The organism is Aquihabitans sp. G128 (assembly GCF_019048865.1).
Lineage (GTDB): Bacteria > Actinomycetota > Acidimicrobiia > Acidimicrobiales > Iamiaceae > Aquihabitans.
The window spans coordinates 4,341,234-4,362,791 of sequence record NZ_CP077604.1; the positions used below are offsets into that span (position 1 = coordinate 4,341,234).

The 21,558-nt window shown below is 74.9% G+C and carries 26 protein-coding genes and 1 pseudogene; 16 read left to right on the plus strand and 11 right to left on the minus strand.

The genetic code is table 11. From position 1 onward, the window contains the following. The first annotated feature begins 79 nt into the window (after nucleotides 1-79). Nucleotides 80-667 carry a TetR/AcrR family transcriptional regulator gene (locus tag KSP35_RS20770; RefSeq protein WP_216997675.1) on the plus strand — a complete coding sequence of 196 codons (588 nt, stop codon included), beginning with the start codon at nucleotides 80-82 and terminating at the stop codon, nucleotides 665-667. 159 nt (nucleotides 668-826) lie between these two features. On the opposite strand, the gene KSP35_RS20775 is transcribed toward KSP35_RS20770, so the two are convergent. Continuing rightward, nucleotides 827-1,273, minus strand: coding sequence for a cupredoxin domain-containing protein (locus KSP35_RS20775; protein ID WP_216997676.1), 447 nt, complete (start codon nucleotides 1,271-1,273; stop codon nucleotides 827-829). Nucleotides 1,274-1,396: 123 nt separating this feature from the next. Between KSP35_RS20775 and KSP35_RS20780 the strand changes: the two genes are divergently transcribed. Both KSP35_RS20780 and KSP35_RS20785 read left to right on the plus strand, forming a co-directional pair. Then, on the plus strand, nucleotides 1,397-2,005 hold the full coding sequence (locus KSP35_RS20780) for a sulfite oxidase-like oxidoreductase (protein WP_216997677.1): 609 nt from the start codon (nucleotides 1,397-1,399) through the stop codon (nucleotides 2,003-2,005). Further along, on the plus strand, nucleotides 1,998-2,744 hold the full coding sequence (locus KSP35_RS20785) for a ferredoxin reductase (protein ID WP_216997678.1): 747 nt from the start codon (nucleotides 1,998-2,000) through the stop codon (nucleotides 2,742-2,744). Before KSP35_RS20780 ends, KSP35_RS20785 begins: the two co-directional genes overlap by 8 nt. A 246-nt stretch (nucleotides 2,745-2,990) precedes the next feature. Here KSP35_RS20785 and KSP35_RS20790 read toward each other — a convergent pair whose 3' ends face one another. After that, complete coding sequence (locus tag KSP35_RS20790; RefSeq protein WP_216997679.1) at nucleotides 2,991-3,695, minus strand: hypothetical protein; 705 nt, start codon at nucleotides 3,693-3,695, stop codon at nucleotides 2,991-2,993. 519 nt (nucleotides 3,696-4,214) lie between these two features. Between KSP35_RS20790 and KSP35_RS20795 the strand changes: the two genes are divergently transcribed. The 10 genes and pseudogenes from KSP35_RS20795 (at nucleotide 4,215) to KSP35_RS20840 (ending at nucleotide 11,923) form a co-directional block, all read left to right on the plus strand. Continuing rightward, nucleotides 4,215-5,150, plus strand: coding sequence for a 2-oxoglutarate and iron-dependent oxygenase domain-containing protein (locus KSP35_RS20795; RefSeq protein WP_216997680.1), 936 nt, complete (start codon nucleotides 4,215-4,217; stop codon nucleotides 5,148-5,150). Beyond that, on the plus strand, nucleotides 5,147-6,553 hold the full coding sequence (locus KSP35_RS20800) for an amidase family protein (RefSeq protein ID WP_216997681.1): 1,407 nt from the start codon (nucleotides 5,147-5,149) through the stop codon (nucleotides 6,551-6,553). Before KSP35_RS20795 ends, KSP35_RS20800 begins: the two co-directional genes overlap by 4 nt. Nucleotides 6,554-6,609: 56 nt before the next feature. Then, nucleotides 6,610-7,091: pseudogene (locus tag KSP35_RS20805) on the plus strand (RNA polymerase sigma factor). Next, nucleotides 7,088-7,720, plus strand: coding sequence for a methylated-DNA--[protein]-cysteine S-methyltransferase (locus tag KSP35_RS20810; protein WP_216997683.1), 633 nt, complete (start codon nucleotides 7,088-7,090; stop codon nucleotides 7,718-7,720). The pseudogene KSP35_RS20805 and the gene KSP35_RS20810 overlap by 4 nt, the downstream one beginning before the upstream one ends. A gap of 2 nt (nucleotides 7,721-7,722) precedes the next feature. Further along, nucleotides 7,723-8,454, plus strand: coding sequence for a 2OG-Fe(II) oxygenase (locus KSP35_RS20815; RefSeq protein WP_371749002.1), 732 nt, complete (start codon nucleotides 7,723-7,725; stop codon nucleotides 8,452-8,454). Beyond that, a complete protein-coding gene (locus KSP35_RS20820; protein ID WP_216997685.1) occupies nucleotides 8,451-8,732 on the plus strand; it encodes an Ada metal-binding domain-containing protein in 282 nt (93 codons plus the stop codon). The genes KSP35_RS20815 and KSP35_RS20820 overlap by 4 nt, the downstream gene beginning before the upstream one ends. Continuing rightward, complete coding sequence (locus KSP35_RS20825; RefSeq protein ID WP_216997686.1) at nucleotides 8,729-9,496, plus strand: alpha-ketoglutarate-dependent dioxygenase AlkB; 768 nt, start codon at nucleotides 8,729-8,731, stop codon at nucleotides 9,494-9,496. Before KSP35_RS20820 ends, KSP35_RS20825 begins: the two co-directional genes overlap by 4 nt. Then, nucleotides 9,493-10,107 (plus strand): DNA-3-methyladenine glycosylase I, encoded by a 615-nt coding sequence (locus tag KSP35_RS20830; RefSeq protein ID WP_216997687.1) that lies wholly within the window; start codon nucleotides 9,493-9,495, stop codon nucleotides 10,105-10,107. The genes KSP35_RS20825 and KSP35_RS20830 overlap by 4 nt, the downstream gene beginning before the upstream one ends. A 66-nt stretch (nucleotides 10,108-10,173) precedes the next feature. Next, nucleotides 10,174-11,442: a pyridoxal phosphate-dependent aminotransferase gene (locus KSP35_RS20835; RefSeq protein ID WP_216997688.1), complete on the plus strand. Its 1,269-nt coding sequence runs from the start codon at nucleotides 10,174-10,176 to the stop codon at nucleotides 11,440-11,442. 94 nt (nucleotides 11,443-11,536) lie between these two features. Beyond that, the gene (locus tag KSP35_RS20840) at nucleotides 11,537-11,923 is read left to right on the plus strand and encodes a hypothetical protein (protein ID WP_216997689.1); all 387 of its coding nucleotides are present in this window, start codon (nucleotides 11,537-11,539) and stop codon (nucleotides 11,921-11,923) included. A 66-nt stretch (nucleotides 11,924-11,989) separates the two neighbouring features. On the opposite strand, the gene KSP35_RS20845 is transcribed toward KSP35_RS20840, so the two are convergent. From KSP35_RS20845 to surE, 3 genes are all read right to left on the minus strand, one after another. Further along, nucleotides 11,990-12,775: a hypothetical protein gene (locus KSP35_RS20845; protein WP_216997690.1), complete on the minus strand. Its 786-nt coding sequence runs from the start codon at nucleotides 12,773-12,775 to the stop codon at nucleotides 11,990-11,992. Between the two features lie 127 nt (nucleotides 12,776-12,902). After that, on the minus strand, nucleotides 12,903-13,301 hold the full coding sequence (locus KSP35_RS20850; protein ID WP_216997691.1) for an ACT domain-containing protein: 399 nt from the start codon (nucleotides 13,299-13,301) through the stop codon (nucleotides 12,903-12,905). A gap of 46 nt (nucleotides 13,302-13,347) precedes the next feature. After that, nucleotides 13,348-14,202 carry a 5'/3'-nucleotidase SurE gene (gene surE, locus KSP35_RS20855; RefSeq protein WP_216997692.1) on the minus strand — a complete coding sequence of 285 codons (855 nt, stop codon included), beginning with the start codon at nucleotides 14,200-14,202 and terminating at the stop codon, nucleotides 13,348-13,350. A gap of 356 nt (nucleotides 14,203-14,558) precedes the next feature. Between surE and KSP35_RS20860 the strand changes: the two genes are divergently transcribed. The 3 genes from KSP35_RS20860 (at nucleotide 14,559) to KSP35_RS20870 (ending at nucleotide 17,253) form a co-directional block, all read left to right on the plus strand. Further along, on the plus strand, nucleotides 14,559-14,750 hold the full coding sequence (locus tag KSP35_RS20860) for a hypothetical protein (RefSeq protein WP_216997693.1): 192 nt from the start codon (nucleotides 14,559-14,561) through the stop codon (nucleotides 14,748-14,750). A gap of 84 nt (nucleotides 14,751-14,834) precedes the next feature. Further along, a complete protein-coding gene (locus KSP35_RS20865; protein ID WP_216997694.1) occupies nucleotides 14,835-16,814 on the plus strand; it encodes a hypothetical protein in 1,980 nt (659 codons plus the stop codon). 10 nt (nucleotides 16,815-16,824) lie between these two features. Then, complete coding sequence (locus KSP35_RS20870) at nucleotides 16,825-17,253, plus strand: nitroreductase/quinone reductase family protein (RefSeq protein WP_216997695.1); 429 nt, start codon at nucleotides 16,825-16,827, stop codon at nucleotides 17,251-17,253. 4 nt (nucleotides 17,254-17,257) lie between these two features. Here KSP35_RS20870 and KSP35_RS20875 read toward each other — a convergent pair whose 3' ends face one another. The 6 genes from KSP35_RS20875 to KSP35_RS20900 all read right to left on the minus strand — a co-directional run bounded on the left by KSP35_RS20875 (nucleotide 17,258) and on the right by KSP35_RS20900 (nucleotide 21,536). Beyond that, the gene (locus KSP35_RS20875) at nucleotides 17,258-18,064 is read right to left on the minus strand and encodes a family 1 encapsulin nanocompartment shell protein (protein ID WP_216997696.1); all 807 of its coding nucleotides are present in this window, start codon (nucleotides 18,062-18,064) and stop codon (nucleotides 17,258-17,260) included. A gap of 32 nt (nucleotides 18,065-18,096) precedes the next feature. Next, the gene (locus tag KSP35_RS20880; RefSeq protein ID WP_217002302.1) at nucleotides 18,097-18,519 is read right to left on the minus strand and encodes an encapsulin-associated ferritin-like protein; all 423 of its coding nucleotides are present in this window, start codon (nucleotides 18,517-18,519) and stop codon (nucleotides 18,097-18,099) included. A 116-nt stretch (nucleotides 18,520-18,635) separates the two neighbouring features. Continuing rightward, nucleotides 18,636-18,941, minus strand: a complete 306-nt coding sequence (locus KSP35_RS20885) for a hypothetical protein (protein WP_216997697.1) — start codon at nucleotides 18,939-18,941, stop codon at nucleotides 18,636-18,638. A gap of 136 nt (nucleotides 18,942-19,077) precedes the next feature. Then, a complete protein-coding gene (locus tag KSP35_RS20890) occupies nucleotides 19,078-19,965 on the minus strand; it encodes an LPXTG cell wall anchor domain-containing protein (RefSeq protein ID WP_216997698.1) in 888 nt (295 codons plus the stop codon). 277 nt (nucleotides 19,966-20,242) lie between these two features. After that, the gene (locus tag KSP35_RS20895) at nucleotides 20,243-21,172 is read right to left on the minus strand and encodes an LPXTG cell wall anchor domain-containing protein (protein WP_216997699.1); all 930 of its coding nucleotides are present in this window, start codon (nucleotides 21,170-21,172) and stop codon (nucleotides 20,243-20,245) included. 223 nt (nucleotides 21,173-21,395) lie between these two features. Beyond that, on the minus strand, nucleotides 21,396-21,536 hold the full coding sequence (locus KSP35_RS20900) for a hypothetical protein (RefSeq protein ID WP_216997700.1): 141 nt from the start codon (nucleotides 21,534-21,536) through the stop codon (nucleotides 21,396-21,398). Between the last annotated feature and the right edge of the window lie 22 nt (nucleotides 21,537-21,558).

Here is a 21,558-nt window from a genome sequence, read left to right on the forward strand (position 1 = left end):
GCTGCCACAACACCACACTGTGGAACATTGTTCCACTGATTTCGCTCCGGTGTGACCATCGACCGGTACGGTCGGGGCGATGGGCCCCCGCACGCGCACCCCGAGCGACGAGGTCGCCGGCTCGCTGGTGGAAGCAGCGGTCCGCGTCATCGAGGCCGACGGGACCGACGCCCTCACCGTGCGCCGGGTGGCTGCCGAGGCCGGCGTGTCCCCGCAGGGCGTCTACAACCACTTCCACGGCAAGCAGGGCGTGGTGGAGGCGGTGTTCGTGCGGGGCTTCGACGCCCTCAGCGCGGCGTTCGCGGAGCTGCCTCGAGAGGATCCCCGCGAGGCGATCGTGGTGGCCGCCCACCGCTACCGCGAGCTCGCCCGGGAGCACCCCGGCTTCTACACGGTGATGTTCGACCGGGCCGTGCCCGACTTCGCCCCGTCCGAGGACGCCCTCGCCCACGCCGGCGCCGCGTTCGGCGGGCTGCGCGAGCTGGTGGTGGCCGCCATGGACGCTGGCGTGCTCGCGCCGGGCGACGCGGTGTCGGTGGCCCAGCAGCTCTGGAGCGCCCTGCACGGCGCGGTCTCGCTTGAGCTGCGCGGCATCGGGTTCGTCGAGGACCTCGACGCCCAGTTCGACGCGCTGGTGGCGTCGCTGCTGCGCGGCGTGGCTCGGTAGCCCGACGCCCGCTGATCCCGGTCAGGGCCCATCTACGGGTGTAGGCCCGCGAGCCCGCCATGTCGTATCGTGACGGGCTGCGGCGCCGGGGCCTTCCGGGGGGATGGCCTCGGCGCCGCGTTCGCCTGCGCAGGCCGGCGAGCGACCCGCTCGGCGCAGCTACTCGACGACCACCGTGCCGTGCATGTTGCCGTGGAAGTCGCAGTGGTACTTGAACGTGCCGGCCTTGTCGAAGGTGACCGTGCCGGTCTTGCCGGCCTCGATGGTGCCGGTGTCGAACTTGGGGTCGACGCCGTCGTCGCTGGTGGCCGTGTGGGCCGTGGTGTCGGAGTTGGTCCACGTGACGGTGTCGCCGACCTTGACCTTGATGGTGGCCGAGTCGAAGGCGAAGTCCTTGATGTCGACCTTGTCGGTCTCCTTGGCATCGGAGCTGCCCGAGCTGCTGCCACTGTCGGCCATGGTGTCGTCGGACATCTTGGCGGCGGTGGTGGTGGTCTTGTCGGCCTTGGCGCCGTCGCTGCTGCCACCGCTGTCGCTGCTGCCGCAGGCGGCGAGGCCCAGCGCGGCCACGACGGCCAGGGCGGCGATCTTCCGGTACGTCTTCATGGCGTGCTCCAAACACTTGTCTGACGGCCGTTTGCGGCCGGCCCCGGTCTACCCCGCGGCACGTCCGCCAGAAGGTCGGCGGGCCCCTGCCATCCACATCGGGGATGCGCGAGGATCGGCCGCATGGACGTGACCAAAGGGTTCTTCGGCCGCAGCCGCGAGCGCGACCCCCGGCTCCCTCCGGGCCAGTACGACACCGGTTCGGGCTGGCCGGTGCTCACCGCCGAGGCCACCCCGTCCATCGACACCGCCGACTGGACCTTCGCCATGAAGGGCCTGGTGGGCCAGCGCACCACGTGGACGTGGGACGAGGTCCAGGCGCTCCCGCCGTCGACCTACGAGGGCGACATCCACTGCGTCACCACCTGGTCGAAGCTCGGCGTCTCCTTCGCCGGCGTCTCGGTCGACACCCTGCTGGCCGCCGCCGGCGGGGCACAGCCGTCGGCCACCCACGTCCTGGTGGAGTGCCACACCGGCTACACCACCAACCTGCCCCTGGCCGACGTCACCGGGGGCAAGGCGTGGCTCACCTGGGAGTTCGACGGCCAGCCGCTGGCCCGCGAGCACGGCGGCCCGGCGCGGCTGCTGGTGCCGCACCTGTACTTCTGGAAGAGCGCCAAGTGGGCCTCGGCCCTCCGGCTGCTCGATCACGACGAGGCCGGCTTCTGGGAGCAGAACGGCTACCACGACCGTGGCGACCCGTGGCTCGAGCAGCGGTACCAGGGTGACTGATCCCCGCTTCGCTGCTGCGCCGGCCCCCACGCCGGGACCGTGGCAGCAGGCCCGGGTGGTCGCCATCACCCAGGAGGCGCCGAACGCGAAGACCTTCCGGCTCGCCCTCCCGAACCCGGTCGCCCACCTACCCGGCCAGCACTACGTCGTCCGCCTCACCGCTCCCGACGGCTACCGAGCCCAGCGCTCGTACTCGGTGGCCTCGGCGCCCGAGGCATCGGGCGAGATCGAGCTCACCGTCGAGCGGCTGCCCGACGGGGAGGTGTCGGGCTTCCTGCACGACGCGCTGGAGGTCGGCGACGAGCTCGAGGTCCGCGGCCCCATCGGCGGGTGGTTCGTCTGGCGTGGTGGCGAGCCGGCGCTGCTGGTGGGCGGCGGGTCCGGCCTGGTGCCGCTGATGGCCATGGTCCGCCACGCCCGTGCCCTCGGCCGGGCCGACCTGCTGCAGGTGGTGGTCTCGGTGCGGACGCCGGCCGAGCTCTACTACGCCGCCGAGCTCGTCGGCCCCGACGCGCCGCCCTCGCCGGCGGTGACCGTCGTCCACACCCGCGTCGCCCCGCCGGGCAGCGCCCGACCCGCCGGCCGCCTCTCCGCCGCCGACCTCCCCGCCGTCGGGGCCGGCACGACGGTCTACGTCTGCGGCTCCAACGGCTTCGCCGACGCCGCCACCGACCTCCTCCTCGCCGCCGGCACCCCCACCGAGCAGATCCGCGTCGAGCGCTTCGGCGCCACCGCCTGACCCCGGCCGCCCGGCCGGTCGCGGTCGGGGTAGCGGCGATGCCCTGAGCTGGTCGGCCGTCGGCGGGGTGCTCGGGCTCAGGGACCGTGCGCCGCGATGCGGGCGCCGGTGGGAACCCGCGACGGAGGCTGGGTGGGGTGGCCTGGTGGGGTTCGTCCGGTCCGGCGGCCGGTGACGAGGGATCCCGGTCGCTCCGGGTCGGTGGGCGACCCTTGGTGACGGCAGTTCGCCACCGACGACCGGGGGTCAGGTGAGGGGGTCGCGGCGGCGGATGCGGCGGAGGGTGCGGAGGGAGCCGACGGCCAGGACCAGGGCGACGACCACGGTGGCGCCGATGAAGAGGTAGGGCGGGTCGTCGTCGCTCCCCGTCGTGGCGGACGCGCCGGGGTCGGTCGAACCGCCGGCGGGGGCGGTGGAGACCGGGGTCTGCTGGCCGCCCTCGGCCCGGGGGCCGAAGGGCACGGGCTTGGCGGGGCGGTCGGGGACCGCGGCCTGGGAGAGGTGGAGCGGCTCGGGCGCGGTGACCTCGTAGCGGTCGGGACCGGTGCGGGCCGAGGCGACGACGTCGAGGGTGCCGGGCAGCACGTCGCCCGGCACCCGCACCCGGACGCGGAAGCGGTAGCGGCGGTCGGCGTCGCCCTTGGCCACCACGACGTCGCGGTCGGCCTGGCGGAACGACACCACGATCTCGGTGGCCGGCACGCCGAGCACGCCCTGGCCCTTCGGCCGCCCGCCGGTGTCGTAGCAGTCGGTGCCCCACGCCTCGCCGGTGATGGTGACCAGGTCGCCGCGATCGACGCGCGTCGGCGTCACCTCCACGGATGGGCCGGCGCAGCTGGCCGATGCCGGCGGGGCGGGCGGTCCGACGACGAGGCCGAAGCTGGCGACCACCGCGACGAGGGCGACCGCGAAGGCGGTCCGCAAGGCGATGCGCAGAGCGGGGGAGGGCATCGGCGTCCGATGGGCGGGCGCGGCCGGGGGCTCCGAGCGCCGGGGACGGGTGGGGGGAGCGGCCGCCGGGAGGGTCATGCCGACTCAGTCCAGCAGGTCGAGCGCCAGCGGACCTTCGTCGGTGGCTCGACGGGCTCGGACCGCAGGTGACGACCCGACGACCACCTTCGACGGGGGGCGGGCTGCCTCGGCCGCCCGGGCGGCGTCCTCAGCGGCCGACCAGGCATCGCTGCACCGGTCCCCCAGGTGCAGGGCCGCGGGTCCCCGGCGCGAGCCGCGGTAGCGGCTGCGCCTGCGGGCGCCGTCCGGGCCGCGGCGCCGATGGCCGCCCACGACGCCTTCGCCGGCCAGCAGCCGGCCGAGGCGGACCGCCGCCACAAGCGTGGCAACGCCCGCTGACTCGCTGACGCCGGAGGCCGTCCCGGATCGGGTGACCGACGTCGCCTCCCGTGTGACCAGCGGGTTACATCTCGGGGGGTGCCGTTGGCCCCCGGGGCTGCGGTGCCTACGTTGCGGGGCGTGACCGCCATCCCCGTCGTGGACCTCGCCCCGGCCCGGGCCGGCGGCGACGCCTCGGGGACGGCGACCGTGGTCGACGAGCTGCGACGGGCCTGCGAGGACGTCGGCTTCTTCCAGGTGGTGGGCCACGGCATCGCCCCGGACGTGATCGCCGCCGCCCACCAGGCCTACGAGGACCTGTGGGCGCAGCCCGACGAGGCGAAGGAGGCGTGGCGGACCCCCTCGCCGTTCCGTGGCTACCGCCGGCCGGGCTCGCGCTTCGTCGAGGTCTACGGCATCGCCGACGTGGCGTCGTCCGAGGAGGCCGCTGCCCGCGGCGTGCCCTCCGAGCTGCTCGACTTCTTCGATCCGTTCCCGTGGCCGGAGGTGGCGGGCTTCCGCGCCGCGACCACCGCGCTGATGGCCGCCGAGCGGGAGGTGGCGGCGCTGCTCATGGCGCTGCTGGCCCGCTCGCTCGACTTGGCGCCGGACCACTTCGTGCCGGCGTTCGCCGCCGACGTGTGCGACCTCACCGGCCGGACCTACCACGGCGGCGGCCCGGACCCGGTGGTGCTCGGCGAGCACACCGACTCCGGCGCGATCACCCTGCTGCACCAGCGCGGCACCTACGACGGGCTGCGCGTGCGGGCGCTCGACGGCTCGCTGCTGAGCGTCCCCACCCGGGAGGACGCGCTGGTGGTGAACCTGGGCCAGCTGCTCGAGCGCTGGACCAACGGCCGCTACCGGGCCACGCCCCACTTCGTCGACCTCCCCCCGGCCGGGCACCGGCGCAGCACGATCGTCCTGTTCCAGCAGCCGGCGGTGGACTGGGTGGTGGCGCCCATCGCGGCCTGCGAGGGCCCCGAGGGCCCGCGGTACGCACCGATCCGGCCGTACGAGAACCAGGTGACCGCCAAGGCCGTCGAGCCCGCCGACCCGGCGGCGGTGCCGGCGTGATCCCCATCGGAGGCACGTCGGCGGCCACGGCGTCGGCCCTGGTGGCCCTGCTGCGCACGGGCTCGGTCAGCAGCAGCGAGATGGTGGAGCAGGTGCTGGCTCGCATCGCCGCCCTCGACCCCTCGCTGCACGCGTTCGTCACGGTCGACGCCGTGGGTGCTCGCCGCCAGGCCCAGGCGGCCGACGAGGCGTTCGCGGCCCGCCGCCGCCTCGGTCCGCTGCACGGCCTGCCCGTCACGGTGAAGGACTCGTTCCTGGTGGAGGGCCTGCCCACCACCGCCGGCGTGGCCGAGCGCAAGGACGCCATCGGCGCGGCCGACGCGCCAGCGGTGGCGGCGCTGCGGCGGGCCGGCGCGGTCATCGTCGGCCTGACCTCGACGCCGGTGCTCTGCGGGGACATCCAGACCCACAACCCGCTCGTCGGCCGCACCGACAACCCGTGGGACGCCGCTCGATCGGCGGGCGGCTCGTCGGGCGGGAGCGCGGCGGCGGTCGCCGCCGGCCTGGTGCCCCTGGCGCTGGGCAGCGACCTGTCGGGCTCCATCCGCATCCCCGCGGCGTGGTGTGGCGTGGCCGGGCTCAAGCCGTCGCACGGGATCGTGTCGAAGCGGGGCCACGTGCCCGAGGGTGCCGGCGACCTTCCGACGGTCGACGTGTCGGTGGCCGGGCCCATCGGCCGCTGCGTCGACGACCTCGTCCTGGCCCTCGACGTCCTGGCCGGAGCCGAGCCGGAGGACGCGGTGGCCTGGCGCCTCCACCTCCCGCCGCCCCGGGCCACCGACCCGCGCAACCTCCGGGCCCTGGTGTGGTGGGACGACGCTGCCTGCCCCGTGTCCGACGACGTGCTGGCCGCCGTCGACCGCGTGGCCCAAGCGCTCGACGGGGCCAGCGCCACGGTCACCGTCGAGAAGGTGCCCGGTGGCCTCCAGCGCTTCGTCGACGTGTTCGACGCCGTGACGCAGGGAGAGATCACCGGCAACACACCGGCCGACCCCGCCGACCCGTCGCCGCTGGCCCACCAGGGGTGGAAGGCCGACGAGGCCGCCCGCCAGGCGCTCCAGGTGGAGCTGGCCGCCCGCTTCGAGGACCACGACGTGATCATCTGCCCGGCGACGCCGGTGCCGGCGATCCTGCACGACACCGAGCGCCCGGTCGAGGACCGGTGGTTCGAGGTCGACGGTCGCGACGAGCCGTACGACCACCTGAGCCGCTGGTCGTCGATCGCCACCGTCGGCAAGGCGCCGGCGGTGGTGCTCCCGGTGGCCAGCACGGTCGGCGGGCTGCCGATCGCCGTCCAGGTGATCGGCCCCTACCTCGGCGACCGCACGGCGCTGGCGGCGGCGGGCATGGTCGAGCGCCTCATCGGCTGGTCGCCCTCCCCGCGCCCCGACCTCGCCGGGTAGCGGGAGCGATCCGGCCGGCGACCTCACGCTGGAGGCCCGCACGGCGTTGACTACACGTGAGCATGGAACCGTTCGAGGAGGTCGTGGCCGAGCACGGGCCGGTGGTGATGCGGGTCTGCGCGCGCTGCTCGGGCCGAGCGAGGCCGACGACGCCTGGTCCGACACGTTCCTGGCCGCGCTGCGGGCGTACCCCCGCCTGCGGCCGGACAGCGACGTGAAGGGCTGGCTGGTGACGATCGCCCACAACAAGGCCATCGACGTGCTGCGTGCCCGGGACCGGGCGCCGCGGCCCACCGACGACCTGCCGGAGGCCGCCTCGGCCGACGGCATCCCCACCCCACCCGACGGTGACCTGGGGGCGGCGCTCGCCGCCCTGCCACCGAAGCAGCGGGCGGCGGTCACGTACCGCTACCTGGCCGACCTGTCGTACGCGGCGATCGGCGAGCTGCTGGAGAGCAACGAGGCCGCGGCCCGGCGCAGCGCCGCCGACGGCATCAAGGCCCTGCGGGTGACCTATGCGAGAGGAACGACGCGATGACGACGACGAACGAGACCCCCGATCGGGACGTGCAGGCCGGCCTGGAGGCCGCCTTCCCGGCGCCCGACGCCGCCGAGGCGGCCCGCCTCCACGACCTGCTGGCCCGCCGGGCCGAGCGCGACGGCCTGCTCGACGTGGCCTACCGCACCGTCGACAGCCCCATCGGCGAGCTGCTGCTCGCCGCCACCGACCACGGCCTGGTGCGGGTGGCCTTCGAGGTGGAGGACCACGACGCGGTGCTGGAGGAGCTGGCCGGTGCGGTCAGCCCTCGCATCCTGCGCTCGGCTCCCCGCACCGACGAGGTGGCCCGCGAGCTCGACGAGTACTTCGCCGGCACCCGCCACCGCTTCGACGTGCCGGTCGACCTGCAGCTGGCCTCCGGGTTCCGCCGCACCGTGCTCGAGCACCTGGCGGCCATCGCCTACGGCCGCACCGAGAGCTACGCCGAGGTGGCCCGCGCCGCCGGCAGCCCCGGTGCGGTGCGGGCGGTGGGCACCGCCTGCGCCCGGAACCCCGTGCCCCTGGTGGTCCCGTGCCACCGGGTCGTGCGCAGCGACGGCACCAGCGGCCAGTACCGCGGCGGCGCCGCCGCCAAGCTCGCGCTGCTGGCCCTGGAGCAGGCGGCGTGAGCGTGTCGTCGGTCGCCACCCGGACCAACCGATCGGTGGTCGACCGCGTCGATGCCCTGGACTGGGCGGGGTTGGCGGCCGGGCTCGACGCCGCCGGCCTGGTGACCACCGAACCGCTGCTGACCGTCGACGAGTGCCGGGCCACGGCCGACCTGTTCGACGGGCCGGGCTTCCGGAGCACGGTCGACATGGCGGCGCACCGCTTCGGCGAGGGCCGCTACCGCTACTTCGCCCACCCGCTGCCGGCGCTGGTGGCCGAGCTGCGGGCGGCGTTCTGGCCCCACCTGCTGCCGATCGCCCGCGACTGGGCCGAGCGGCGCAGCCAGGACGCCCCGTGGCCCGACGACCTCGACGACTGGCTGGCGCAGTGCCACGCCGCCGGCCAGGACCGGCCGACCCCGCTGCTGCTGCAGTACGGGCCCGGCGGCTGGAACGCCCTGCACCGCGACCTCTACGGCGACCTGGTGTTCCCGCTGCAGGTGGTCTTCGGCCTGGACGAGCCCGGCGTCGACTACACCGGCGGCGACTTCGTGGTGGTGGAGCAGCGGCTGCGGGCCCAGTCCCGGGCGACCACCACGGCCATCGGGCAGGGCCAGGCGGTGGTGTTCACGACCCGGGACCGCCCGGTGCCGAGCGTTCGGGGGTGGTCGGCGGCGCCGGTGCGCCACGGCGTCAGCACCGTTCTGTCGGGCCGGCGCCGTACCCTCGGGGTCATGTTCCACGATGCCCGATGACCGCCACCGCTGCCCACCCCTACCGGCTCGTCGGTGCCGACGGCCAGGTCCACGACAGCGCCGAGCCGGGCACCCTCGGCGGCCACCGCTCCGGCAAGCTCTACGGCCGCCTCGACTGCCGCAGCGCCCTGCGGTCGATCGCCGAGGGCGGCTACGTGGCCGACCGGGTGTTCTTCGCCGACGAGGCGACGGCGATCGCGGCCGGTTACCGGCCCTGCGCGGTGTGCCTGCGCCCGGAGTACGACCGCTGGAGGGCCGCCCAGCTCACCGGGCGGTGACCGCCTCGCTGCTGCCCCGTGAGCGCCGCGAGCTGGCGCCCGGGGCCGTCCACCTGCCCGACTGGCTCACGCTCGACGAGCAGCGGGAGCTGGTGGCGAGCTGCCGGGCCTGGGCCCGCCCACCGGCGCCGATGCGGGCCACGCGCCTGCCCAACGGCGGCGTGATGTCGGTGCGCACCGTGTGCCTCGGCTGGCACTGGGAGCCCTACCGCTACACCCGCTGGGCCACCGCGCCGGCGGAGGAGGGCGGCGCCCGCGAGCGGGTGAAGCCGTTCCCGCCCGAGCTGGTCGCCCTGGCGCGCCGAGCCGTGGCCGACGCCTACGGAGACGCCGGCGCCGCAGCGGCCTACGAGCCCGACTGCGCCCTGGTGAACCACTACGACGCCACCGCCAAGATGGGCCTCCACCTCGACAAGGAGGAGGTGTCGCCGGCGCCGGTGGTGTCGCTGAGCCTGGGCGATGCCTGCCGGTTCCGGTTCGGCAACACCGAGACCCGCGGCAAGCCCTACGTCGACGCCGAGCTGCGGTCCGGCGACGTCGTGGTGTTCGGCGGGCCGTCGCGCTTCGCCTACCACGGCGTGCCCCGGATCTTCCCCGGCACCGGCGACCCGGCCATCGGCCTGTCGGAGGGCCGGCTCAACCTCACCATCCGGGAGACCGGCCTGACCGACGAGGTGGTCGACGCCGAGGAGGCCGCCCGCGCCGCCCGGGTCGCAGGCCGCTCGGGCCGTTCGGCGCGCAGGACGACGGGGGAGCAGGCATGAGCGCGGCACCGATCCCGAGCGCGGCCGACGGCGGTCCCGTGGTGGGGGAGGACGGCCTGGCCCGCTGCCCGTGGGGCGCCACCGACGGGCTGCTGCGCGAGTACCACGACGGCGAGTGGGGCGTGGGGGTCCACGGCGAGGCGCCCCTGTTCGAGCGCCTGGTCCTCGAGGGCTTCCAGTCCGGCCTGAGCTGGCTGACGATCCTGCGCAAGCGGCCGGCCTTCCGCACCGCCTTCGCCGACTTCGACCCCGAGGCCGTCGCGGCGTTCGTCGACGACCGGGTGGAGGCGCTCATGGCCGACGCCGCCATCGTCCGCAACCGGGCCAAGATCGAAGCGGCCCGCGCCAACGCCCGCGCTGTGGTGGCGCTCCGCGACCACGGCGGCCTCGACCGGTTCCTCTGGTCCCGTCGGCCCGCCACGTCCCCGGCGCCGACGGTGGTGCGCGAGGTGCCCGCCACGTCGCCCGAGTCGAAGGCGCTGGCCAAGGACCTGAAGGCCGCCGGCTTCCGCTTCGTGGGCCCCACCACCGCCCACGCCCTCATGGAGGCCACCGGCATGATCGACACCCACCTCGTCTCCTGCCACCGCCGCGGCTGCGGCCCGGCCTGACCGCCGGCCCCGGCCCGGCGAACGGCTTTGGGTGGGGCGGAGCGAGGCCGCGAAGCTGGGTGCCTGATGCCGCCCGTCGAGGAACCGTTCGTGTCGCCCAACCCGGATCGCCGCCCGCCCCGCGTGCTGGGGCAGTCGACCAAGCTCCAGAACGTCGTCTACGAGATCCGGGGCCCGGCCAACGCCCACGCCGCCCGGCTCGAGGCCGAGGGCCACCGCATCCTCAAGCTCAACATCGGCAACCCCGGGGCCTTCGGCTTCGAGGCGCCCGACGCCATCGTGCGGGACATGATCTCGGCCCTGCCCGATGCCCAGGGCTACTCCGACTCCCGGGGCATCCTCAGCGCCCGCCGGGCCGTGGCCTCGCGCTACGAGGAGGTGCCGGGCTTCCCCGAGGTCGACGTCAACGACATCTACCTCGGCAACGGCGTGTCCGAGCTGATCATCATGACCATGCAGGCGCTGCTCGACGACGGCGACGAGGTGCTGGTCCCGGCGCCCGACTACCCCCTGTGGACCGCAGCGGTGAGCCTGGCCGGCGGGAAGGCCGTGCACTACCGGGGCGACGAGGCCGACGGGTGGGCGCCCGACATCGCCGACATCGAGGCGAGGATCACGCCCCGCACCAAGGCGCTGGTGGTCATCAACCCCAACAACCCCACCGGCGCGGTCTACTCGCCGGAGGTGCTGGCCAAGCTGGCCCACGTCGCCCGCGAGCACCGCCTGCTGCTGCTGGCCGACGAGATCTACGACCGGGTGCTCTTCGACGGGGCCCAGCACACCTCGCTGGCCACCCTGGCGCCCGATCTGCTGTGCCTCACCTACAACGGCCTGTCGAAGACGTACCGGGTGGCCGGGTTCCGCAGCGGCTGGCTGGTCATCACCGGCCCCAAGGCCCACGCCGCCGGCTTCCTCGAGGGCATCCAGCTGCTGGCCTCCAGCCGCCTGTGCCCCAACGTGCCGGCCCAGCACGCCATCCAGGCCGCCCTCACCGGGCACCAGAGCATCGAGGAGCTGATCCTGCCCGGAGGGCGCCTCCTGGCCCAGCGCGACGCCGCGGTGTCGGGCCTCAACGCCATCCCCGGCGTGAGCTGCGTCGAGCCCAAGGGCGCCCTCTACGTGTTCCCCCGCCTCGACCCCGAGGTCCACGAGGTCCACGACGACGCCCAGCTGGTGCTCGACCTGTTGCTGCAGGAGAAGATCCTCGTGGTGCAGGGCACCGGCTTCAACTGGCCCGACCACGACCACCTGCGCTTCGTGACCCTCGCCGGCGCCGACGTGCTCACCGACGCCATCGAGCGGTTCGGCAACTTCCTCTCGTCGTACCGCCAGTAGCGGCTCCCCGAGCGGAGCCCGCCGGAGATCGGTAGGGTCCGCGGCGCAGCGGCGATCTTGGGGAACGCCGAGCGGGACAGATCGGGGAACAGCGATGGCCGTCCGCCATCCCGTCGACGAGGTGCTCCAGGGCGAGCTCTTGGACCTCCTGCGTGCCGTGCAGGCCAGCACGCCGGTCATCACCACCATCGCCGACGGTCGGCCGAACTGGATCGTCGGCGTCGACGAGCGCGGCGTGCGGGTGGAGACCGAGGCCAGTCGGGAGAAGGGCACGGGCGACCAGCTGGTGGCGGCGTGGATGCTGCAGGTGGCGTGGGACCACCTCCGCACGCACGGTTCCCTGCAGAACCGCTACCTGGTGGCCACCAGCGGGCTCAGCGTGAAGCGGTCGTCCGCGGTCTGCGCGTTGCTCGCTCGGCTGCCGGGCGTGACGGTGGCGTCCACCCGCCCCATCGAGCTGCGCTACCAGTCCATCGCCTGACCTCGACCGGCGGCCCGAGCAGCCGGATCGGTGGGCCGGATCGGTGCCGAGCGTCGGCGCAGGGGCTCAGCGGGTGGTGGGGTCGGAGAAGTAGGTGGCGTCGCCGGGGGTGAGGTGGCCGATGTAGAGGCCCGGCCGCCCGGGGTGCACGGCGGTGGTGGGCACGTCGAGCGAGTCGGTGTGGCCGGCGTCGGTCCAGCTCGGCTCGGTGTCGCGGTCGGCCAGCGACCACGCCTTCACCGTGACCGCGGTGCCTCTGATGCGGGCGCAGAGCCGCCACGGGAACGGCTCGAGGTCGAGCATGCTGCGACCGAGGGCGCCGGCCAGGTCGAGCTGGCCCACCAGGTGCATGGGCTCGGCGGCGGCGCTGTCGGCCAGGTGCACGTTGAGCGTCCACCGGGCGCCGTACCAGATGTTGTCGGACACGGTGATGGCCTGGGTGCGGCCGTCGTGGCGCCGGGCCTGGAGCACCAGGCCGGGCTGCACGTTGTGGGTGTTGGGCCCGTGCCAGGTCACGCACGACGCCTGGTCGAGGGCCACGGGCGTGCCGCGGCGGACCAGGGCCAGCCGGACGTTGCCGCCGGTGTTGCTCGCCGGTGCGTGCACCACGACGGCGCGCCCGTCGACCGTGGTCTCGAACCGGCTCGCCCCGTCGGCGGTGATGGGCAGGGGGTCGTAGCCCGCCGGTGACGGGGCGGCGGCGCTCCGCTCGACCGGGGTGGGGTGGGCATCGGCCTTGGTGCCGGTCACCGCCTGGGGCGCGGTGCTGCAGCCGAAGGCGGCGAGGCCGAGGGCGGCGGTGGCCGCTAGGGCTCGGCGCGCCAGCGGGCGGTGGCCGACGGTGCGCGCCACGAGGCGAGGTGCCGCCGCCTGCGCTGCTCGCCCCCTGCCCATGTGCCTGCTCCCGGTTGCCCTTGCCGTCCGCCTCTGACGGATCGTCAGCTTGGCAGATCGGCACCGGGGGGCGTTAGTGGAGGGGTCAGCCCGATGTCGACAGCCGCTGCAGCGCGGCGAGCGCGTCGTCGGCCCGCTCGAGCGGGACCAGCAGGTGATCGTGGTGGAACCCGGCCAGCACGTTGGCGCTGATGCCCTCGGCGGTGAGGGCAGCGCTCACCGCGGCCGTCAGGCCCACGGCGGCGAGCGACGACCGCACCTCCAGCGTGATCCACGCCAGCACGAGGTCGTAGGCCCAGCCGTGCTCGTCGGCCACGGAGCGGGGCACCACCCACGTGGTGCCCTCGTCCTCCACCACCGTCGCCAGGGCGCCCTCGGCGGGCGGCACGCGGCCGGGCCCGTGGCTCACGAACACGACCTCGCCGGCACGCCGGACCGGCCGCAGCGCGGCCAGCAAGGTCGACAGGTCGGTCTCGCCGGGCACCCGCCGATGCTCGCACAGCCAATGGCCGACGGCGCCCTCGGTGCGGTCAGGCGAAGCGGGGGCGGTGGAGGGTGCGGCGCTCGGTGGCGTCGGGGACGCGGTGGGCGACGTGGAGCTCGGCGCCGGCCACCAGGCTGGGCTCGATCGGGCCGTCGGGGCCGTCGGGCGGCACGGCGTCGGGCCAGGCCTCGGCGATGCCGATCAGGGTGGTGAGCGACGCCCAGCCGGCCTCGACGGTGCCCTGGTCGGTGTCGGGCTCGGGGACGTAGCCGGTGGCGGTGAGCTCCACCTGGAGGCGGTCGCCGTCGCGGCTGGAGACCGCGGCCCGCACGGCGCCGAAGGGGGCGAGCCGGGCCCAGCGCACGCCGAGCACGTCGGCCCGCTCGCGGGCGGGGACGTTCAGGTTCACCACCGAGCGGGGCGGGGCGGCGGCGACCAGCGGAACGGTCTCCACGGCGAGGGCCGCCGCGGTGTCCCAGTGCCAACGGTCGGCGGCCTCGAGGCTGACGGCGAGGCCCGAGATGCCGAAGTTCTGGCCGGTGAGGCAGGCGCCGACGGTGCCGGAGTGCAGCACCGAGCGGCCCGTGTTGAGCCCGGCGTTCGGTCCCGACACCACCAGCTCCGGCGGCGGGCCGAACCCACCGAGCATGGCGGCGACCACCGTGAGCGCCGGCGTGCCGGCCAGGGCGAAGGCCGTGCCCGGCGCCAGGCCGTCGACCTCGACCTCCCGCACCGGCAGCGCGGTGTCGGGCTGCAGGTTGCCGAGGGCGGCGCCCATGCCGCTCTGGTCGGTGTCCGGCGCGACCAGCAGGACGTCGTGGCCGGCCGCGGCGAGGGCCCGGGCCAGCACCTGGATCCCCTCGGAGTCGATGCCGTCGTCGTTGGTCACCAGCACGCGCATGGCCCCAGTCTGCTGGGCGCCGGTGTCGCCCCGGTGGCCGTCCGCCCCCACCCGGGTGGACGACCGGTGATCGACCGGTGCCCGACCGGGCCCGCCGGTGCCGGCGGACCGCCGAGACCGGAGCCCAGCCCGCCACCCGGTCGCCCTCCTCTCGCAACTTGTGGGCCCAGAGCGCCGAAAACAGCGGTGTGGGCCCACAAGTTCGGTGGGCTGGCCCGCACCGCTCGCAACTTGTGGGCCCAGAGCGCCGAAAACAGCGGTGTGGGCCCACAAGTTTCGGAGGGGGGTGGGGGGTGGCGGTCTCGCGCGGCGCGGGTGGACGACCGGTGATCGACCGTTGCCGTACCCTCGGCGTCGTGCCCGAGGATCGTGACGCCGCCGCCATCGACCCGCTGGCGCTCGAGCCGGGGGCCGACATCGTGGTGCACGGTCGGCGGCTGACCGTGGCGATGGTGGTGCCCCGCCGATCGGGGTTCGACATCGCCCCCACGTGCGGGGCGCCGGTGTTCTTCGACCCCGCCACCGACGAGCCCATCCGCCACCAGTAGCCGTCTACCCTCGTGCCGTCCGGCGGTGCGGGAGGTGGGTCGGTGTCGGAACCGAAGCAGAGGCGGCAGCCGTGGTCGCGCGTGGTGAAGGCCCGCATCGACCGGGCGCTGGTGCGGGGCCAGCTGAGCATCGTGGTGTGGCTCGGTGCCGCCGCGGTCGCTCTGGCGCTGGCCGCCACCGCGGTGGCCGAGGTGTTCCACCTGCACGCCCGCAACCACGGGGACGGGGTGGCCACGTCGTTCTGGCAGGAGCTGGTCCGCACCATGGACCCGGGCCAGATCACCGACGACAGCGCCGGGTTCGCCGTCCTGTCGCTGGGCGTGACCATCGTCGGCCTGCTCATCGTGTCGACCCTGATCTCGCTGGTGAACAACCGGATCGAGCGTCGGGTCGAGGGCCTGCGCCGCGGCCGTGACGCCGTCCACCTCCCGGGCGGCCACATCGCCATCCTCGGGTGGTCCGACATCGCCGGGAAGGTCATCGAGGAGCTGCACGAGGCCGGCGCCGGCTCGCGGCCCGGGCGTCGGTGGCGCAAGGACCCGCGGCTGCTCGACGTGACCGTGCTGGCCCCGGCCAGCGTGCAGGACATGCGCCACGAGCTGGTGGAGCTCGAGGGGCTGGCCGGCGACGGTCGCCACTGGCCGCTGCTGCGCTCCGGCACCACGTCGGACACCCGGGACCTGCAGCGGCTGGCGTCGGTGGCCACCGCCCGCTCGGTGATCATCCTCCACGACGACGCCGGCGAGGGGATCCCCGACCTGGTGAAGACGGTGATGGCCGTGGTCGCCGCCTGCGAGGGGCCCATCCACAGCGCCGCCATGGACGACCACCCCACGCTGGTGCTCGAGGTGCCCGACGACCCCGACGCCACCATCGCCCACCTCACCCGCCGCCTCCAGCGCTTCGGCTTCCGGGTCCTGGCCGTCGAGTCCGTCGCCCTGCGCAACGAGCTGGCCGCCCAGGTCACCCGGCGTGCCGGCCTGTCGGCGGTGTTCCGCGACCTGCTCGACTTCGCCGGCGACGAGTTCTACCTGGTCGACCCGCCGCCCTCGCTGGCCACGTTCGGCGCCGCGGTCACCGGCCTCGCGGACCTGGTGGCGGTGGGGCTCATCGACGTGCACGGCGACCCCCACCCGGCGGTCGACCTGTGGCCGGGGTGGGACGAGCCGCTGGCCGGCCGTCGCCTCGTGGTGCTCGGCGAGGACCGGGCCGAGGCCGATGCCGCCACGCTGGTGGTCGACCCGGGCCCGCCGCCCACCGGCGTGCGCCCGGTCTGCTCGGCCCGCCCCCAGGAGCAGCAGCGCCTCCTGGTCGTCGGCTGGAACCATGGGGCCAGCCACCTCGTGGAGGTGCTCGACGAGTACGCCGGCGCCGGCTCCACCCTCACCATCGTCACCGACCACCAGGAGGTGACCGAGCTGCCCGACGGCCTGGTCAACCTCCACGTCGACCAGGTGCTCGACCTGGGCGGCGGGCTCCAGGCGTGGCTCGACGCCGAGCGGGACCACTTCGACCACGCCGTGGTGCTCTCCCACGACGCCAAGACCGCCGCCGCCTCCGACGCCGACACGTTCCTCACCTTGCTGGCGCTGCGCCCCGCCGGGCTCGACCACGGGAACCCCACCACGGTGGTGGCCCAGATCCGCGAGCGGGCCAACAAGCACCTGGCCCGCCAGAGCCTGGCCGACGACCTGGTGGTGGGCGACTCGCTGACCGCCACCGTCGCCGCCCAGCTGGCGGTGTCGCCCGACCTCGACGCCGTGGTGCGAGAGCTGGTGGGCCAGACGCCGTTCACCATCGACATCGTGCCGGTGGCGTCGTTCGGCCTCCGTGGCCACGTCACGTTCGCGGTGCTGACGCGGGCGGTGGCCGACCACGGCGAGGTGGCCCTCGGGTGGCGGGTGCCGGGCGGCGAGCTGTCGCTGAGCCCGTCGAAGTCGGCGGTGGTGCCGTTGGACGAGGGCACCGGGGTGGTGGTCCTCACCCGGGTGGCGACGGCCGGGGTCGACCCGTGCGCGCCGGTGGTGGTGGGCACCACCCGGACGGGCGATGCCCTGCCGTAGCCTCACGCCCATGCCCAGCGACCTCGCCCTCAAGGCCATGAACGCCACCCACCGCGTGATCCTCAAGGTCAGCGGCGGCAAGCTCGGGTGGAGCGCCGGCAAGATGCCCGTGCTCGAGCTCACCACCATCGGCCGCAAGAGCGGCCAGCCCCGCTCGGTGATGCTCACCTCGCCGCTGCAGGAAGGCGACACCACGGTGATCGTGGCGTCCCGCGGCGGCGACGACACCCACCCCGCCTGGTTCCTCAACCTGCGAGACCACCCCGAGGTGCAGGTGTCGCTGGGCGGCAAGCCGAAGGTGGCCATGACCGCCACCGTGGCCAGCCCGGAGGAGCGGGCCCGCATGTGGCCCCTGATCGCGGGCGAGTTCAAGAACTACGCCGGCTACCAGACCAAGACCGACCGTGAGATCCCCCTGGTCCTCCTCACCCCCGCCTAGCGGCTCAGGGGTAGCGGAGGGCGACGGCGGCTTCGGGGCTGGGGGCGACGAAGGCGATGCTCTCGACCAGCTCGAGGGTGACGGTCTCGGCGTCGTGGGCCTTGTAGGCGATGGCGGTGTCCTGGCCGACGGTGAGCTCGAAGTCGCCGCCGCGCTGGCTGAGGACGACGGCGCCGTCGACCGCCGGGGCCCACACCACGGGGCCGCCGAGGATGAGGCCGAGGTGCTGGAGCAGCGGGTAGCCACCCTTCTCGGTGGTCTCGATCACGCCGGCGTAGCAGCGGGGGCCGAGGGCGATGGCGTAGGGCCCGGCGATGCCGGCGGCCTTGAGGGTGGCCACGGCCTGGGCCACGTGGTTGGGGTAGCGGCTGAAGTCCTCGGTGAGGGCGATGGGGGCGTGGGGCGACGCAGCGGCGATGCCGCGGACCTCGGCGCTGGGGTAGCCCTCGAACACGAGCGTGTCCTCGGCCAGGGCGAGGGCCTGGGCGGCGTCGACCACCGGGTCGAGGTCGGCGTCGCAGGCGCCGCGGTCGATGGCGTCGAGCTCGGTGCGGGAGAGGGTGAACGGGCGGCGCAGCTCCACGAGGGGCTGGACCTGGCGGCGGGTGGCGCTGACGCCGTCGGCCGGCTGGTCGCTGAGCGGCTCGACCCGGCCGAGGCTGATGGCCGCCTTGTCGTAGCCCAGGGGACCGGTGAAGTCGACCAGCTTCCGGGCGGCGAGGAAGTGGGTGAGGGTGCGGGTGGCTTCGCCGTTGATCTCGGCCCAGGCGGCGTCGGAGATGGGGGCGAGCTCTTGGTGGAGGTGGTTCACTGCGGGGCTCCTGCGGTGCGAAGGGGGCGAGGTCAGAGGGAGAGGTCGGAGGTGCGGAGGCTGCCGATGCCGAGGCCGGCGGCGCCCGACGGCGGGGCCTCGGCCCGTTCCGCGGCGTCGGCGCGGGCGCCCTCGGCGGGGTCGGCCCCGCCGTGCTCGGCGGCGGACTCGATGGCCAGCACCGAGCCCTCGGTGAAGAGGTAGGTGCGCAGGTGCTCGTCGAGCTTGGCGTCGCGGCGGCGGAGCCACTCGAGCGTCATCGCCGCGTGCTCCTTCTCCTCGTCGCGGTTGTGGGCGAGGATCTCGGCCAGCTCGGGGTCGCCGGTGGCGTCGACCCGCTGGTCGTACCAGTCGACCGCCTCCAGCTCCTCCATGATCGACGTGATCGCCCGGTGGTGGTCGAGCGTCTCGGGACGGAGCTGGTCCATCGGTTCGTGGAAGCCCTCGCTGGCCATGGTGCTCCTCGGAGGTGACGGGATGACGGGGGTGGGCGGCTGGCGGCGGCCCACGGCTCGGTCAGGTTAGGCCCGTTCGGGCGACGTGCCGCCCGCCCGGGCCGCCGGAGGCTCGATCAGCGGCGGACGGGGGCGTGGCGACGCACGAGGATGGCCACGCCCAGGAGGGTGAGGGCGATGAGGGCCAGGTCCAGGCCGTCGATGCCGGTGCGCCAGGCACCGGTCGATGCCGTGGCGGCGGTGTGGTGGGCGACCGGGGCGGCGCCCTCGGTGTCGGCCGACGAGCGCGTGCTGGCCGAGGCCGGGTGGGCGGCGGCCAGCACGGCCAGGGCCACGAAGCACAGCACCGAGGCGGCCACCACGAGGGCGAGGAACCGGTTGGCGAAGCGCTGGTCGATGTCGGGGTGGGTGGGGTGTTCCACGGGAGGACCTCGGGGGAGCGGGGGGAGCGGCTTGTCGGGGAGCGGATCGGGGAGAGCGGGGAGTGGCGGCGCCGGGGATGGGGAGCGCCGGCCGACCCCGGAGGGCCGGCCGGCGGTTCCCGCGGCGGGCGTGCGGTCAGGCCCGGCGGGAGAAGGCGAAGCGGCGGACGAAGGCGCCGACGCCGATGAGGGTGGCGCCGAGCACGGCCAGCGGCACGTTGTTGCTGCCGGTGCGGGGGAGCTCGGTGGGGGCCACGGACGGGGCGACCGCCGGGGGTGCGGGCGGGGTGGCCTGCTCGGAGATCACCTGGGGCGGGTCGGTGGGTGCCGGGGTGGTGGGCACGACCGTGGTGCTGGTCGTGGGCTCCGGCGTGCAGTCGGGCGTACCGGACAGGTCGGTGATGGTGCCGTCGTGGATCGACACGATGGTCGAGGTGAAGGCCACGCCGTCGGGGACCTCGGCGGTGAAGGTGTGGTCGGCGCCAGCGGCCAGCTCGACCCCGTCGACGATCTCGCCGCTCACGGTGAAGTCGAGGTTGTCGCCGTAGGTGCCGATGGCCGACACCACGCCGGTCAGCACGGGCTGCTCGCCGTCGCAGGTGAGCGTGATGCCGCCCACGAAGTCGAAGCAGTTGGCGTGGAGGGTGGTCTCGTAGCTGAAGTCGTCGGTGCCGGTGACCGAGACGGCGACATCGCTGTTCTCGGGGACGCCGTAGGTCTTGACCTCTTGGGTGCCGCCGGCGGCGACGTCGTAGGCCAGGTCGTCGAACCCGGTCTGGGTGATGTCGAAGTGGGCGGAGCCCAGCCCGGCGGTGTTGCCGAGCTCGATGGTGACGACGGCGGCCCCGTCGTCGCAGCCGATGGCGGCCGTGGCCGTGGGGGCGGCGGGGAACTCGTTGGTCGCCGAGGCGGGCCCGGCGGTGGCCACGAGGGCGAGTCCGGACACGGCGAGGCCGGCGAGGGTGGCCACGAGGGGCCGGGCGGTCCGGCGGCGGGCCGGCTGGGGGAGCGTGGTGGTTTCCATGGACCCACCGTGCGGCCGATCTCGCTGCTCGACCTGAGCAGCCGCTGCTCAACGCGGGCACCCGCGCTGCCCAACGTCGACCCGGCCGCCGGTCCCGCCGCTCCTGGGGACGCACCACCCCAGGAAGTCGTTGCACTTCTGCACGCTGACGGTGCAGAAGTGCAACGACTTCGTGCGGTTCGGGTGCGTTCGGGCCGGGGGAGCGGGGCGGCCGCCGCCCGGGGAGGGGCGGCGGCCGCAGGGGGAGCGGGTGGCGGGGCCGGAGGTGGCCCGAGGGTCAGGCCTGGCGGGCCTTGGCGAAGCGGCGGGCGAAGGCGCCCAGGCCGACGAGGGTCACGCCGAGCAGGGTGAGCGGGAGCGTGCTCGAGCCGGTGCGGGGCAGGACCGTGGGCGTCACGACGGGGGCGGGGCGGACCACCTGCTGGGCCACCACCTGGGGCGGGTCGGTCGGGGCCGGGGCCGCCGGGGCCACCGTCGTCGACGTGGTCGTGGAGGTGGTGGACGACGGCGGGATGGTCGTCGACGTGGTGGTGCTGGTCGTGGTCGTGGGCGCCGGGGCGCAGTCGGGGGTGCCCTGCAGCAGGGCGATCTGGGCGTTGTCGGCCGAGGCGAACACGCTGGCGATGAACGCCTCGCCGTCGGGCACCTCGGCGGTGTAGGTGCCGGTGTCGGTGATGGTGCTGCTGTCGACGATGGTGCCGTTCACGTAGAACGCCGTGAAGCTCGCCGCCGGCCCGTCCTGGGTGACGGTCGCGGTGATCACCGGCTGGTCGCCGTCGCAGGTCTGCACGAGGGTGGCCAGGGTGTGGAAGCAGTCGACCTCGAAGGTGACCGTGTAGGCGAACCCGTCGGTGCCGGTCACCGAGAGCACGGTGTCGGCGTCCTCCGGGGCGCCGAAGCGCAGGACCAGGGTGGAGCTGCCGGCGGCCACGTCGTAGTGGTCGGTCGTCTTGCTGGTCTGGTCGACGTCGAAGTGGGCCGAGCTCAACCCGCCCACGTTGCCGAGGTGCAGCGTCACCACCGGTCCGCCGGTGTCGCAGCTGAAGGTGGCCGAGGCGGTGGGCTTGGCCGGGAACTCGTTGGTGGCCGAGGCGGGGGCGGCCGCTGCGAAGAGGACGGCGGTGGCGGCGGCGAGGCCGACGAGGGCGCCCAGGAGGGGACGGCGGGCTCGGCGGCGGACCGGGGTCGGGGTCGGTTCGGTGTGCATGGCCCCACCGTGCGCCCGTCCGCCCGGTTCGACCTGAGCAGCGGGTGCTCAACTGCGCCGATCGGGCTGCCCACGCCCCCGCCTGCGGGCCCGACCGATTCGCGAAGTCGTCGCACGTCTGCTCGCCCTCGGTGCAGAGGTGCAACACCCTCGGCGTGGTGCGGCCTGGTCGCCGCGGCCTGGTGCGATCTGGCCTGGGCCGGTCGGGTCGGCGGCGGGGCGCTCAGGCCAGGGCGAGCAGGGCGGGGGCGGCGGTCACGCCGAGCGCCAGGAGGGCGACGACGGTGAGCAGGCCGGCCAGGAGGCCGCCGAGACGCGGCGTGCGGATGGTGACCGTGGTGGCAGGAGGCGTGGGGGAGGCCATGGTGCCACCCTGCGCCGCGCGG

Coding starts and splice junctions, on each gene's coding strand:
- KSP35_RS20770 (WP_216997675.1), top strand. CDS start 80: ATGGGCCCCCGCACGCGCACCCCGAGCGACGAGGTCGCCGGCTCGCTG.
- KSP35_RS20775 (WP_216997676.1), bottom strand. CDS start 1,273: ATGAAGACGTACCGGAAGATCGCCGCCCTGGCCGTCGTGGCCGCGCTG.
- KSP35_RS20780 (WP_216997677.1), top strand. CDS start 1,397: ATGGACGTGACCAAAGGGTTCTTCGGCCGCAGCCGCGAGCGCGACCCC.
- KSP35_RS20790 (WP_216997679.1), bottom strand. CDS start 3,695: ATGCCCTCCCCCGCTCTGCGCATCGCCTTGCGGACCGCCTTCGCGGTC.
- KSP35_RS20810 (WP_216997683.1), top strand. CDS start 7,088: ATGACGACGACGAACGAGACCCCCGATCGGGACGTGCAGGCCGGCCTG.
- KSP35_RS20820 (WP_216997685.1), top strand. CDS start 8,451: ATGACCGCCACCGCTGCCCACCCCTACCGGCTCGTCGGTGCCGACGGC.
- KSP35_RS20830 (WP_216997687.1), top strand. CDS start 9,493: ATGAGCGCGGCACCGATCCCGAGCGCGGCCGACGGCGGTCCCGTGGTG.
- KSP35_RS20835 (WP_216997688.1), top strand. CDS start 10,174: ATGCCGCCCGTCGAGGAACCGTTCGTGTCGCCCAACCCGGATCGCCGC.
- KSP35_RS20840 (WP_216997689.1), top strand. CDS start 11,537: ATGGCCGTCCGCCATCCCGTCGACGAGGTGCTCCAGGGCGAGCTCTTG.
- surE (WP_216997692.1), bottom strand. CDS start 14,202: ATGCGCGTGCTGGTGACCAACGACGACGGCATCGACTCCGAGGGGATC.
- KSP35_RS20870 (WP_216997695.1), top strand. CDS start 16,825: ATGCCCAGCGACCTCGCCCTCAAGGCCATGAACGCCACCCACCGCGTG.
- KSP35_RS20880 (WP_217002302.1), bottom strand. CDS start 18,519: ATGGCCAGCGAGGGCTTCCACGAACCGATGGACCAGCTCCGTCCCGAG.
- KSP35_RS20890 (WP_216997698.1), bottom strand. CDS start 19,965: ATGGAAACCACCACGCTCCCCCAGCCGGCCCGCCGCCGGACCGCCCGG.
- KSP35_RS20895 (WP_216997699.1), bottom strand. CDS start 21,172: ATGCACACCGAACCGACCCCGACCCCGGTCCGCCGCCGAGCCCGCCGT.
- KSP35_RS20900 (WP_216997700.1), bottom strand. CDS start 21,536: ATGGCCTCCCCCACGCCTCCTGCCACCACGGTCACCATCCGCACGCCG.